Source organism: Photobacterium proteolyticum (assembly GCF_001939735.1).
Lineage (GTDB): Bacteria > Pseudomonadota > Gammaproteobacteria > Enterobacterales > Vibrionaceae > Photobacterium > Photobacterium proteolyticum.
This window is the reverse complement of the sequence record NZ_MJIL01000097.1, coordinates 16,579-29,496: the sequence shown is the minus strand read 5'-3', so window position 1 is coordinate 29,496 and position 12,918 is coordinate 16,579. Positions and strand designations below refer to the sequence as shown.

Genomic DNA, 12,918 nt, shown 5'->3' with positions numbered 1-12,918 from the left:
GTGTAAAAAAGATGTGGCTGCTTATTTCCGCACCTTATTTACCCTGTTATCGATACGTATGGGGTGTATCTGCGAGTGTTTACCAACAAAGTGTTTAAACCTGTGTTAGATGAGGTGATAGTGACATTATATAATCAGGATGTTCAGTTGGGGTATCTATGTATTTTTCCTTGGTATTTTGGTAGCTTGGCGGTTAACAAACGAAGAAAGAAGTTATTGTCGTGAATACCAAAAAAGCACTAAAAAAACTGAAGAAGAAAGTAGAGAAAGTGCCCAACCGTTCGGCAGAGCAACTAAAGCAGCTTGGAAAGGCAGCAGCGTCCGTTGCCGGGGGGGATGAGGAAGTCAGGCGAGAGGTAATAGATATTTCACAGCAGGCGATGCTCAGTGCTGTCTCTGAGTTAGCAACCCCTTTAAATCCGGTTTTGTCATGGTTTCGTGAAGGCGGCGAGCTTCAATTCTCTGCCTCTTCCTCACCATCATTCCGCTCCGCGATAAAACTGCCGAGCTCTTCGAATGCGAAGCAAACATTGGTACGAGTTCCGCTCAAGTCTCCGGCTTGCAAGCGCTGCCCGGCACTCAATAACGGCATCTGTAAGTGCGCAGCAAAGAAGTTTAATATTCGCGCTTAGCGTCTTTAGTCTCAGTATTGTTATAGGCTCATTATTACCCGACTCACTGACGGGCCAACCAGGCGTTTTAGCGCCATTACCGCCATCCCCCTGGCAAAGGTCTTAGTCCCATTTGTCACTGCATTTTCAATAAAAGTGGGTTTGCTTGAAGCGCGGGTCCAGCCATGACTATCTAATATTTCGAGCAAGCTCTCGCAATCTAGTTCTTTGTCGTCGAAGCTAATCGCAACCGAACCGGCATAGCGTTTGTGCTTGATTGCACCTATGGCATCAATCTGTTGTAAATCAGCAATTAGCTCTTTGACGGCTTTAGGGTTTTGGCGAATGAAGTCTGAGCGCACCCGTAAACGTTGATTTGTTTTGTGAATATACGTGTTCATAAAATGTGCCAACCAAGATGCTTATCTAGATAAAAATCATTTTCATTCGCAACATTATCATTCCAATTGACGGAGCGCAAAGAAAAAGCGAATAAATAACTTCAGGCTAACCTTAAGCGATTGAATTTATAGTTTTATATATATAATCCGCTTATGAAAAAACATATCGATACAGCTTTAAAGCTAAGACGCTGGGTGACAGTTGGGCACCATATTCCTGGACGAGTGAGACTGAAGTACAAGTTGGGCATCTTGGCTCACCTTGCCACATTCAATAGTTCTGAAATAGAACGTGCCTTGCAAAATATACCGGCGTTTAAAAACTACAAACTAAACAATGCGACAGGAAGCTTGCTCATTGAGTATGACGCTTCCATCGTCAAACCACACTTGATTGATGCATTGTTTTCTCAATCCGAACAAGATGCAGAGCAAGCCTGTTATGCACTTGGTGCTTGTTTAGAAATAGACGGAGCGAATCATGAGTAATGAAGAAAACCAGGGGCAGCCTGACAACCCTTATGGCCAATACGGTGAGCCGCCGGAGTGGGCCCAGCAAGTGCCACCACCGGGTTATTACGGTTATCCGCCCCATATGATGCACCCGTACTACCACGGACACCCTGGAATGATGCATCCCCATGCTCATCCTCATGGTAATGTGCATCCAGGTAACATGCACCCTGGCCAAATGCATCCTGGTGTGGCTCCACCGCCAGCAGGTTACATGCATCATGGTCACATGCATCCTGGAATGGCTCCGCCGCCTCATGCCGGTTATATGCACCCGGGAATGGTACCACCTCAGACCGAGCAACAAGCGTCAGAGGAAAACGATCCAATGTTCGAGCAGGCACAGGCAATGCTCGAAGGTGCTCTCGGTGAAGAAGCCGGGATGTTTAAGCAGATATTAGGAACTATGGGTATGAATGATAAAGAGTTTTGGAAAGGCGCAATGGTTGGTGCCGCAGCTGCACTAATCCTAAGCAACGAAAATGTCCGTAAGGGCCTGATGGGAATGGTATCTAACGCTGGCGATATGCTGAAAAGCGGTGGTGCCTCGGTAAAAGATACCGCTACCCAGACAGCTTCTTCCGTTAAGGAGAATGTATCTACAGGCGGAGAAATCTTCCGTGATACCTATGAAGCGGGCAAAGAGGGTTTCAGAGAATCAGTTGAACGCCATAGCCACGAGAAGGCATCTGCCCAAGAGAGTGAGTATGATGAATTTCCTGCGCACGACGATTTTGAAAAGTAAAAATCTATGAGCAATTCATCTGACAAGCTAAACCCAGCGAGTCGAGCCATGTTGGTCGGTGCTATCCTTGGTGGCACGGCGTCCGCGGCCAATCAGTGGAAGGCGCATCAGTCCGGTGAGATCGATACCAATCAGCTGGTATCGACTGTCGCTAAAGATTCGCTCAAAACTGGCCTGGCAAGTGGTGCGACAACCTATATCGCTGAAAAAATGGCAGGCAGACCGGTACTTTCAATGCTTACTGTACTTAGTGCAGGGGCAGCCGGTTTGTACATGATGGAACAATATGCGGAACAGAAAAAAAATGAGCAATAATAACCCATACAATCCTTACTATGGCTACCCGTATTACGGTGGCCAACAACAGCCTGCAGCTGAGCCAACATATAAGAAGCAAAACACCAAGACTCACTTCGTTATGGGTGTGGCTGCTGGTGCCGCGGTTGCGTACCTGCTTACCAACAAGAAATTTCAGCAAGGTGTCGCCGCGACAGGTGAGAAGGCATGGTCAGCGGTTCGTGGTGAAGTCGAAGAGCTAAAAGAGCGCCTGGAAGATACACAGGCCGAGCTTGAATACTACCGCAATCTTCACAAGGGTGAGGAATGATTGGACTGCAAGTTCGACATCATCTTCCTGGGCGGATCCGATTCAAAGTTCCTGCGCTAAAAGCGTATCGGGATATCGGTGACTGGATCAAGCAAAGCCTGATGGCCATTCAGGGGGTGCGCGAGGTTCGGGTTAACGAGCATGCCTGCTCGGTGGTTATTTCGTATGAGACGCAGCTACTGGACTGCAAAACCATCAAGGCGCGTCTATCGGTGCTAGATCTCAACGAAGCAGAAGCATCAGACTCGGAGCATGAATACACCCGCGGTGATGTGGCGATGAATGTTATCGGCACACTGTCTGCTGCAATGCTACCCAAACGTTGGGGCGCACTTGCTACTGCGAGCTTGATTGCACCAACGTTATTTGAAGGGATCGACGAGCTTAGAAATAAGCGTGTTTCAGTCGAGGTCCTTGACGCTGTTGCTGTTGGTTTGTCTGCCTGGCGGGGTGATTATCGTACCGCAATGATGACCCAGAGCCTGATCAGTCTGGGTGAATACATGGAGCAGCGTACCAGCCGAAGCAGCGATCAACTGCTGGCAGAGTTAATGAGGCCACAGGAATGTCTGGTGTGGCGCATTGATGCCGATGGTAAGACTCAGTGTAATTCCTCCGAGCTGGTGGCCGGCGATTTGATTGAATTGATGCCTGGCAACGCAATTCCGATTGACGGTACGATTGAATCCGGCGCTGCACTGATCAACCAGTCGACGCTAACGGGTGAAAGCGTGCCTGTTCGTCGTGAGCCTGATGCCGTGGTGTATTCAGGGACGACTGTCCATGAAGGCTCGATCAAGGTACGAGTAGAGAAAGTCGGCAGCGAGGCAACCACAGCTAAAATTGCCAAGCTGATTTATGAATCGCTGAGCGAGAAAAGTGAGATCCAACAGGTGACTCAGGACATGGCAGATCGCCGTGTAAAGATCACCCTGGGGATCGGTGCCGCTGTGTTTGCGCTGACTCAGGACGTCAACCGTCTTGCCTCGGTCTTTTTGGTCGATTATTCCTGTGCGCTAAAACTCAGTACCCCAGTTACTTTTAAGTCGATTATGTATCGTGCCGCGCAGAACGGCATTCTTCTTAAGGGCGGCAGTGCCATCGAGAAGCTGGTGAAGGTGGATACCTGTGTCTTTGATAAGACCGGAACACTGACTTACGGCGATATGGAAGTGACTGATGTGGTCCCGCTCTGCAGTGATAATAGTGCCAGGGATCTGCTGGCCATTGCGGCATCGGTGGAAGAGCACAGTAGTCACCCGTTATCCCAGGCTGTGGTAAATGCGGCGAAGCATAATGAGTTGCCGCATATTGATCATGGCGAGGTAGAGTATGTAATTGCCCATGGCCTTCGCAGCACGCTCAATGAGCACTGTCTGGTGATGGGAAGCCGCCATTTCCTTGAAGTACATGAAGAAGTTGATTTTACACCGTTCGAAGCAACTATTCGTGATCTTGAGGAAAAAGGGCGCCACCTGATCTATATCTCGCATCAGCATAAGTTGATAGGCCTGATCGGCCTTCGTGATCATTTACGTGACGATGTAACGCAGACGCTTCAGGTGCTTCGTGATTCGGGAATACGCGAGCTCGTTATGATCTCCGGTGACCGTGCTTTCAAAGCCCAGATGCTGGGGGATGAGCTTAAGCTGGACAAGGTCTATGCTGAGGCCACTCCGTCGAGTAAATCGAAAATTGTTGAGGAACTGCGTCAGTCCGGCCGTACCGTGATGTTTGTTGGTGACGGCGTTAATGATGCTCCGGCGCTGACGAAAGCCGATGTTGGTGTGGCGATGTGCAAAGGTACAGAACTGGCCAGACAGGCGGCTGATGTTGTACTGCTGAGAGACGAGCTGTACGGTGTTGCTGAGTCAAGACAACTGGCACAAGTTGCCATGTCGTTGGTTAACAGCAACATTAAGCTGGCAGAATACGTTAACAGCGGCATTATGTTAGCTGCTGCGTTGGGTATGCTTAGCCCGGCGGCGAGTGCCTTGTTACATAACGGGACAACCTTGGCTATTTTGGCACGCTCAGTGGCAGCCAAAAATGCTTAGGTAGCTGCTTTTACGACTGATTAATAGATGAATGCCCGGCAAACGCCGGGCATTGTCGTTTAAGTCGTCGATAATTTATTCCCTATTTTCAATAGCTAGCATTCTTGCTATACAATCAGGCACATAGAGATAAAATAGAACAGACGAATAAAAGGGGAAAAGAGTGGAGTCAGCTTTTTATGTCGATAATATGTTATGCCACCAGCATCAGTTTGCTTTGCCGCTTGACTATGCCAACAAGGACGGTGAAACGATAACGGTCTTTGCCCGTGAAGTCGTTTTGAAAGAGAACCGTGATGCGACACTGCCATGGCTTGTTTATTTGCAGGGCGGCCCGGGTTTTCCGTCTCCTCGTCCCGATGCCAACAGTGGTTGGTTAAAGCGTGCATTACAGCAATATCGGGTGCTGCTGCTGGATCAGCGCGGAACAGGCAATAGCCAGGTTGTCAGCGCACAAACTCTGGCCAGCCAATCAGTCAGCGAGCAGGTTGACTATTTGTCTCAGTTTAGGGCTGACAATATCGTCCGCGATGCTGAAGCCATTCGTGAGCAGCTGGGTATCGAACAATGGGCCTTGCTGGGGCAAAGTTTTGGCGGCTTCTGTACCTTGCATTATTTGTCTTGTTATCCTGATAGCCTGTCGAGAGCCTATGTTACCGGAGGGATCCCGTCATTGACGCGTCATGCCGATGAGGTGTATCGCGCAACATACAAACGGGTGCTGGATAAGAATAAGGCGTTTTTCGATGCGTTTCCCCAGGCCCAGCAAATGTGTAACCGGATTGCTGATCATCTACTTGCCAATGATGTGCGGTTACCCAATGGTCAGGTATTTACTGTAGAGCAGTTTCAGCTTATCGGGATTAACCTGGGCCAAAGCGGAGCAAATGTGGCAATGTATTACTTGCTGGAAGGCGCATTTGTCGAGGCTGGAGGGGCACCACAGCTAAGCTACAGTTTCCTTAATGCAATGCTGGCAGAGCAGGCTTATCAGACCAACCCGATTTACGCTATTTTGCATGAGGCCATTTATTGTCAGAATACAGCCTCACGGTGGTCGGCCCACCGAGTTCGTTCCGAGTATCCGCAGTGTCATTATGAATCAGGTAAGGATTTCTGTTTTACCGGCGAGATGGTCTACCCATGGATGTTTGATCAGTTGGAAAGCCTTAAACCGCTTAAAGCGGCGGCTGAGCAACTTGCCGAGAAGAAAGACTGGCCTGTACTCTATGATCTAGAGCAGCTGTCACGCAATAAGGTGCCTGTTGCGGCCGCAGTGTATGTCGATGATATGTATGTAGAGTTTGACTATAGCCGAGAGACGTTAGCCAAGATGGGCAAGGCGAAGGCGTGGATGACCAATGAATACGAGCATAATGGTTTGCGAGCTGACGGTGAACGTATTCTGGACAGGCTTATTTTGCTTGCTGATGAGCTAGAACAGCGCGGCAGTGCGCAGTGATATAATAAGCAACCAATAGTTACAAATGCTGCCGCATTTGCCTAACTGGCTTTTTTGACATTAAAGTTGTATATATATTACAACTTTAATATCTGGGATAGAAAAATGAAAAACTCAGCAGGTACTTTTAGTCTTGTTGGCCTACTGCTTCCGGTAGTGCTTAGTTTCTGGTTATTGGCTGCACATTTTTTGCGAATGGGGAACTTATATGTGTTTGCCGCTCTGGTGTCCTTTCCGTTGCTATTGGTTGTCAAGAGCGCCATTGTTGCACGCTTCATGCAAGTTAGCCTGGTTGTGGCTTCATTAACATGGATGCAAATCACGTATCAGATGTTGATGACCAGAATGATGATGGGTGATGACTGGCAACGAATGACCATCATTATGGGAGTGGTGATCTGCTTTACGCTTCTTTCTTCCTGTCTGTTTTTACATGCCAGGCTTGAACGTCACTACGGGCTAAATTAACTGCTTTTTCAGCAGTTGCCACATCATGCATAATGAGAAGCACCCGTAAATGTTATAATATAACATTTAACTTCTCGGTAACGGCCATACTAATAGTGTCGCTATGATTACTGCTGTGACAAGAAGTGCTGTTTTAGTGTAATTATTTTAGATATCATCTAAGTAATAAAGAGGAATGCTCAAATTCCATACAAGTACTTTAATATCAGAGTATTATGGTAGTTGGGTATAAAGTAAGGTTATCTGCTTTTATGGGGTATAGGTATAATACCCATGCCCGATACGGTTCGGTGATAGCGAACTATTTGTGGCTTTTATTCCCGTAATGGCAATTCAGAAGTACTTAGGAACAACATGGTTAATGTACGGGCGCGAGTGCCTTTCAAAGTCGGCTTGAACAGTGATATCGAAGCCGATCTACTTTCTTTTAACGGACTTGAGTCAGGTAAAGAACATGTTGCCCTGATTTTTCAGGACGCTGATAAACAATCTTCACCTCCGCTGGTTCGAATGCATTCCGAGTGCCTGACGGGCGACGTTTTCCACTCTTCGCGCTGTGATTGTGGTGAACAGCTAGACGAAACACTGAACAAAATGGGCGAGCAGGGTGGCGTACTGCTGTACTTGCGTCAGGAAGGGCGCGGTATTGGTTTGTACAATAAAATTGATGCTTACGAGCTGCAAAGCCAGGGCATGAATACCTATGAAGCCAACAATCACCTTGGTTTTGGTGATGACTTGCGTGACTTCACCGAAGCGGCACTGATGCTTAAGGCGTTGGGTATTGCCGATATTCGCCTGATCACCAATAATCCGAAGAAAATCAATGAGCTTGAAGCGCTGGGCATTACCATCTCTGAAGTTGTCGGTACCAAGGCTCATGTGAAAGACGGTAACGAAAGCTACCTGAGAACAAAAGCCAGCCGTGGTAAGCACCGCTTTAACTTCGACTGATTAGAGTCTTCTTTGTCTCTTGATCACTGCTGTGATCAAGAGATCTTTCATTCTTCGTTTTATTTCCCTCGTAAATCAAACACATCTGCCTTGCTCAAGGTGAATTACTTTATCTGCCAACTTCTGCGTTTGTTGCGCGGAATGCGAAACCATTACAATCGTATATTGGGCGGCTAGCTGACGGATCAGTGCTTCAATTTGAATTGTCGTATCAGGGTCTAGCGATGCTGTTGGCTCATCGAGCAGTAATATTTCAGGTTCGAGAGCAAGAGTACGAGCAAGACATAGGCGCTGCTGTTGTCCTCCGGACAACGTATTAGCCGGCCTCGAAAGTCGATCTTTTACATCATCCCAAAGAGCGGCTTGTTGCAGTGCCGAAATTGCCTGGGCATGAGCGTGCTCCCCTGAAACGTGATTGACAACCTTTAGTGGCAACAACAAATTATCAATGACAGTTCCTGGCAACAATTGGGGGTGCTGGAAGACCATACCAACTTTTCGGCGTAGATTAGGTAGCTGGTGTGTTTTCAGCGTATTTACAGCCATGGACTCTCCGTCTAGCGACAGCGTGATCTGGCCTTTGGTATAGCTATTATTGAAGCAGTCATTCAGGCGGTTTAGTGCTCTTAGCAGGGTTGTTTTTCCAGAACCTGATGTTCCTGTCAGTACATGGATTTGTTTTTTTTTCAGACTGATACTGAGATTAGAAATGATTGGCTGTTTGTCAAAGTAGATGCTGAGATCAGTTATTTTTCCAGCCATTGAAGGGGGTAGAGTTAAGTTCATGTTATTGCCGCCGTGAAGTGGTACGAATCAAAAAACTAGCAACAGAAAAGATGGTGGCAGTAAGGCACAGGAGTGTGAGTGCCGCACCAAAGGCCATTTGTAGCTCGGTGTCACTTTGGTACTGAGCACTGTAATAAAAAATAGTAAAGGGCAGTGCTTCATAGCGCTCGAATATGCCTCCGGGTAAGCCTGCATTTGCGACTACGCCTGTTAGCATTATCACGGCTGTATCTTCAGCGGCTCTACCTGCGGCAAGCATAATGCCACCAGATATTCCCTTGGCTGCTTGTGGGAGCAATACCGAGCGTAAAGCTTGCCAATGTGTCATTCCGAGTGACAGGGCGGTAAGTTCGAGCGAAGGAGGAAGTGCAAGTAAAGCCGTGCGGGTAGCGACAGCCAAATAGGGAATGATAAGGATTGCCAGGCTTAATGCTGACAGGACTAAGCAGGTGTTAGCAGAAGGGATCAACCAATTTCGCAGAAACAGGATTAATGTAAAACCGAACAAGCCCATCAAAATGGAAGGGATACCGGCAAGGATATCAATGCCAAAAGCTAATACCCGGCTGAATCGAGTTGCCGGACTTATCGCGAGCCATATCCCTGTCGCGACTCCTGGGAGCAAAGCAAGTGATAGTGCGAAGGTGACAACTGTCAGTGTTCCTACGCAGGCAGGCCATATACCATCCCATATAGGTTCAATGCCGAAAATGCCCTTCAGTGGGTCGGTATCACCAAAAAAGAGGGTGAAATCAAAGGCCGTTGTGCCGCGAGTAATAATAAACCCAAGTAATACAGAAAGGCAGGTAATCAATCCAACCGTAGAGCACAAACACCATAGGTGGAACAGGCGTAGCTTCATAGCTGCTCCTTGGTAATGGTTCTACTGTGTGAAAGTTCTAATCTTCTGATCAAAGAAGTGACTGCCGTGCTGATTAAGAGCAACAATAATCCTGCTGCAAACAGTGAGTTATAGGCAGAACTGCCGTTTTCGGTCGCCAAGACCAATCCGATATGGGCGGTTAAGGTTCGTATGGAATCGAGTACATTGCCTGTTAGTTGCGGGGCATTACCTGCCAGCATCAGTGGCAGAAGTGTATCGCCAATGGCTCGGCTGAAACCAAGCAAAGCAGCTGCGGCCATCGCCTTCGTAGAGTTGGGTAAGATGATAAACAATATGGTTTGGATATCAGTAAACCCCAAGGCCGTGGCATTTAGGCGCAGCTGTTCCGCCATCGGGCGGCAATGAGACTCAAGCATCAGGATCATCACAGGCAAGATAAGCAGTGTAACAATTGCTGCCGTTGCCAACAGGCAATATCCCGAGCCGTATCGGAAAGTCTCCCTTAACAGCGGAACGAGTAAGAATACTGCGGCAAGGCCATAGACGACGGTGGGGATCCCTGTCATCAATCTGACTATTCTTCGTACCCATACAGAGACGGTTTTATAACGCTCAAGCAGGCAGAAGCTAGTGATGCCAATGGCTAACGGAAAGGCCAGAATAAGGGCCAGAATGGCAACCATTCCTGATCCCAGCACCATTGGCAAGATACCATATTGCCCCTGTTCGGGTTGCCAGCTAAGGGAAAGAAGCGAATCTCCGGCATTGAAAAATACTGGCAGGGCAAAAAAGCCTAAGAAGCCAAATAGCATGGTCATCAGAACGGCTACCGTGATGGCAAGCATCAAGAGTACCCGTTCTGTTGTTATTGTTGCTTTCATCGATGCTTAACTGCGAACCGGGATATAGCCAGCAGCCTGAATGTACGATTCGCCCTGAGGGCTGAATATGTAATCGATAAACGCCTTGGTGAGACCTTGTGGTTCACCTTTGGTGTTCATATACAGCTTTCGAACGATCGGATATTCGCCAGATGCACAGGCTTCGTTACTTGGGTGGATGTTGTCTAGATCGGGGGCTTTAACTGTCTGGTCGATATAGCCAACGCTCGTATAGCCAATTGCTGCCGGATCACGGGCGATAGCGGTTTTCATTGCACCGTTTGAAGGGACAACATTGGCATGGCTGACCAGTGGGATATTGTTAAGTAGTTTTTTCGAAAAAACAGCACGGGTACCACTGGCCTCGTCACGGGTAAAGACGTTAATCGCGCGATCTTCGCCCCCGAGTTGTTTCCAGTTGGTGATTTTGCCCGAGAAGATATCAATGACTTGTTGGGTGCTTAAGCCTTCGACTGGGTTAGCTGGGTTGATAATTGCAGCTACACCATCAATCGCAAAGGGGAGGGAGACGAGTCCGTGCTTAGCTTCGCTGGGTTTTAGCGGACGTCCTGTGTTGCCAATATCGACGAGCCCTTTTGCGACTTGCTGGGCTCCGACCCCGGAACCTCCACCGGCTATGGTGATTTTTATATCACGGTTTGCCTTCATGATGGATTTTGCTGCTTGTTTCATTACTGGAATGTGTGCTGTACCGCCAGCAATATTGACCGTTCCGGAAAGGCCATCAAACTTGTTGAGTTCCGTTGCCTGAGAGTGAGAGGCGAAAACGAATGCACTACAGAGTAGCAGTCTAATAACACTAGATTTAAACCACATAATATCTCCATTTATTTTTATCAGTTACATCAGTGACATGGCTGTACAATTAGCGAACAGCTTAATGGTGTGTATTGGCTTGATAAAGCAGAGTTATTATGGGTGAAGGTTCATAATGTCTATTGATTTAAATCATGATTTCCATTTAGAGACATGGTGGTCAATAGACACTTTGAGAAAAATCCTCAAGAAACTTGAGGATTATAGCCTTAAAACAATAGCCGCTAAGCAATTACCTTGAGAGCAATATATGGAGCTGCGAAGTGTTATCAGCGCTCGCCTAACACTTCAAAGTCATCGTAAGCTAATTTTGCGGTGCCATCTGGCTGTATGACCCAATGCTCTTCATGTACAACGCCGAAGGCCTTGTTCATTGTCCACTCAGAGCGAAGAATGAAGCAATTGCTGTCTTTTTTCTCCCATGTTGTGTTTTGATATTCAACCTGCTGATAGCCTGAATCGATGATGTGTTGCCAGAAGCCACGAATTTCTTCTGTACCAGTGAATGTGCCGAACGGACGCGCGTGCATAACGGCATCAGCGGTGTACTGTGCGGCGCATCCAGCTGCATCTTGTTGATTGAAAGACTTTTTCCATAGTTCAATGCCAGTCTTGAATGTTTCCGGAGCCTGAGTTGTCATCGTCTTTTCCTGCTTTGCTTCATATTTAGTCGATGATTAAAGCTTAAATTAGATATTAGCGGCGAAAAACAGAGTAATATGTAAATACTGTTTGATAAAACTGAACAATACTATGAACTACCTTCGCCATATGTCTGTGTTTGCCAAAGTGGTAGAGCGGGGCTCGATAAGCGCTGCTGCCGAAGATTTGAGCCTGTCGAAGTCGGTGATCAGCCAGCACTTAAAAGTGCTTGAGCAAGAGCTGGGCATTACACTGTTGAACAGAACGACACGCAGACAAACGCTGACCGCTGCCGGGGCCGCTTTTTACGAGAAGTGCCAGCAGATGAATCAACTGGCCCAGGAAGCGTGGGAAGGGGCAAGAGAAAGCCAGCTTACACCGACAGGTTCAATAACCATTACGGCGCCGCATGCCTTGATGGGGAGTATTGTGGCCCCGGCCATCGGTGAGCTTGTGTCGGTTTACCCGGCTATTATTCCACACCTTGTCGCAGACGACGGCCGGGTTGATATTATTGAGCACGGTATCGATCTTGCGATAAGGGTTGGCGAATCAGCTTCTAGCAGCTATCGCCAACGTCGAATCGGTCAGTTCAGGGATGTGCTGTGTGGTTCCCCGCAATATATCGCTCAGTTCAGTGATACCCTCGATTTTTGCGAAGATCTGTCCGAGAATATGGCTGACTGCAATTATGTTGCTAATGTCTGGCAGGGCAAATATGTCGTACATCATCTTTATCACCAGTCACAGCCAGAGCCTGTGACCTTGATGATGCACCCAACCCGGTTTGCAGATTCATTACCGACAACGCTGGCATTGATTGAAGCGGGTGCCGGGCTGGGGATTATTCCCGAGTTTATATTTAGCGAACGAGAGCAGGCGGGCTGTCTGGAAGAAGCGATTCCGGGCGCCTATCTTGTACCTACCTCTGTTTATGCGACACATGCTTTTAATAGCACGGTACCATTACTGGTAAGACTGTGTATTGATGCTATTGAATCCAGGTTATCAACTCCGGCATAGGCTTAACATCGCACCATACTTGTTGTTTATACAATCCCATTGAAGAATATGGATGAATTATCCATTATTTTTTCTAATCCATTTCAT

16 protein-coding genes are annotated in these 12,918 nt (G+C 47.7%); 10 read left to right on the top strand and 6 right to left on the bottom strand.

All coding sequences use genetic code 11. The annotated features are described in order from the left end of the window. The first annotated feature begins 221 nt into the window (after positions 1-221). Positions 222-632, top strand: a complete 411-nt coding sequence (locus BIT28_RS25530) for a hypothetical protein (RefSeq protein WP_075767781.1) — start codon at positions 222-224, stop codon at positions 630-632. A 20-nt stretch (positions 633-652) separates the two neighbouring features. On the opposite strand, the gene BIT28_RS25525 is transcribed toward BIT28_RS25530, so the two are convergent. Beyond that, a complete protein-coding gene (locus tag BIT28_RS25525; protein ID WP_075767780.1) occupies positions 653-1,012 on the bottom strand; it encodes an HMA2 domain-containing protein in 360 nt (119 codons plus the stop codon). Positions 1,013-1,165: 153 nt separating this feature from the next. Here BIT28_RS25525 and BIT28_RS25520 point away from each other — a divergent pair, with 153 nt between their 5' ends. From BIT28_RS25520 to BIT28_RS25485, 8 genes are all read left to right on the top strand, one after another. Continuing rightward, on the top strand, positions 1,166-1,501 hold the full coding sequence (locus BIT28_RS25520; protein ID WP_083652161.1) for an HMA2 domain-containing protein: 336 nt from the start codon (positions 1,166-1,168) through the stop codon (positions 1,499-1,501). Then, the gene (locus BIT28_RS30085; RefSeq protein ID WP_245823887.1) at positions 1,494-2,270 is read left to right on the top strand and encodes a YtxH domain-containing protein; all 777 of its coding nucleotides are present in this window, start codon (positions 1,494-1,496) and stop codon (positions 2,268-2,270) included. Before BIT28_RS25520 ends, BIT28_RS30085 begins: the two co-directional genes overlap by 8 nt. Before the next feature lie 6 nt (positions 2,271-2,276). Next, positions 2,277-2,585, top strand: a complete 309-nt coding sequence (locus BIT28_RS25510) for a magnetosome protein MamC family protein (RefSeq protein ID WP_075767779.1) — start codon at positions 2,277-2,279, stop codon at positions 2,583-2,585. Next, positions 2,575-2,877, top strand: a complete 303-nt coding sequence (locus BIT28_RS25505; protein ID WP_075767778.1) for a hypothetical protein — start codon at positions 2,575-2,577, stop codon at positions 2,875-2,877. The genes BIT28_RS25510 and BIT28_RS25505 overlap by 11 nt, the downstream gene beginning before the upstream one ends. Continuing rightward, a complete protein-coding gene (locus BIT28_RS25500) occupies positions 2,874-4,934 on the top strand; it encodes a heavy metal translocating P-type ATPase (RefSeq protein ID WP_075767777.1) in 2,061 nt (686 codons plus the stop codon). The genes BIT28_RS25505 and BIT28_RS25500 overlap by 4 nt, the downstream gene beginning before the upstream one ends. A gap of 190 nt (positions 4,935-5,124) precedes the next feature. Beyond that, a complete protein-coding gene (locus BIT28_RS25495; RefSeq protein ID WP_175577616.1) occupies positions 5,125-6,396 on the top strand; it encodes an alpha/beta fold hydrolase in 1,272 nt (423 codons plus the stop codon). 105 nt (positions 6,397-6,501) lie between these two features. After that, on the top strand, positions 6,502-6,864 hold the full coding sequence (locus tag BIT28_RS25490; RefSeq protein ID WP_075767775.1) for a hypothetical protein: 363 nt from the start codon (positions 6,502-6,504) through the stop codon (positions 6,862-6,864). A 354-nt stretch (positions 6,865-7,218) separates the two neighbouring features. After that, a complete protein-coding gene (locus BIT28_RS25485; protein WP_075767774.1) occupies positions 7,219-7,818 on the top strand; it encodes a GTP cyclohydrolase II in 600 nt (199 codons plus the stop codon). 75 nt (positions 7,819-7,893) lie between these two features. Here the strand turns inward: BIT28_RS25485 and BIT28_RS25480 are convergent, their stop codons facing one another. The 5 genes from BIT28_RS25480 to BIT28_RS25460 form a co-directional block, all read right to left on the bottom strand. After that, positions 7,894-8,604 (bottom strand): phosphate ABC transporter ATP-binding protein, encoded by a 711-nt coding sequence (locus BIT28_RS25480; protein WP_075767773.1) that lies wholly within the window; start codon positions 8,602-8,604, stop codon positions 7,894-7,896. A gap of 1 nt (position 8,605) precedes the next feature. Further along, on the bottom strand, positions 8,606-9,466 hold the full coding sequence (locus tag BIT28_RS25475; protein ID WP_075767772.1) for a PstA family ABC transporter permease: 861 nt from the start codon (positions 9,464-9,466) through the stop codon (positions 8,606-8,608). Beyond that, a complete protein-coding gene (locus tag BIT28_RS25470; RefSeq protein WP_075767771.1) occupies positions 9,463-10,329 on the bottom strand; it encodes a PstC family ABC transporter permease in 867 nt (288 codons plus the stop codon). The genes BIT28_RS25475 and BIT28_RS25470 overlap by 4 nt, the downstream gene beginning before the upstream one ends. Before the next feature lie 6 nt (positions 10,330-10,335). Beyond that, the gene (locus tag BIT28_RS25465) at positions 10,336-11,166 is read right to left on the bottom strand and encodes a phosphate ABC transporter substrate-binding protein (RefSeq protein ID WP_075767770.1); all 831 of its coding nucleotides are present in this window, start codon (positions 11,164-11,166) and stop codon (positions 10,336-10,338) included. A 269-nt stretch (positions 11,167-11,435) separates the two neighbouring features. Beyond that, positions 11,436-11,807, bottom strand: a complete 372-nt coding sequence (locus BIT28_RS25460) for a nuclear transport factor 2 family protein (protein WP_075767769.1) — start codon at positions 11,805-11,807, stop codon at positions 11,436-11,438. A gap of 112 nt (positions 11,808-11,919) precedes the next feature. Here BIT28_RS25460 and BIT28_RS25455 point away from each other — a divergent pair, with 112 nt between their 5' ends. After that, the gene (locus tag BIT28_RS25455) at positions 11,920-12,831 is read left to right on the top strand and encodes a LysR family transcriptional regulator (protein ID WP_075767768.1); all 912 of its coding nucleotides are present in this window, start codon (positions 11,920-11,922) and stop codon (positions 12,829-12,831) included. Positions 12,832-12,918: the final 87 nt, after the last annotated feature.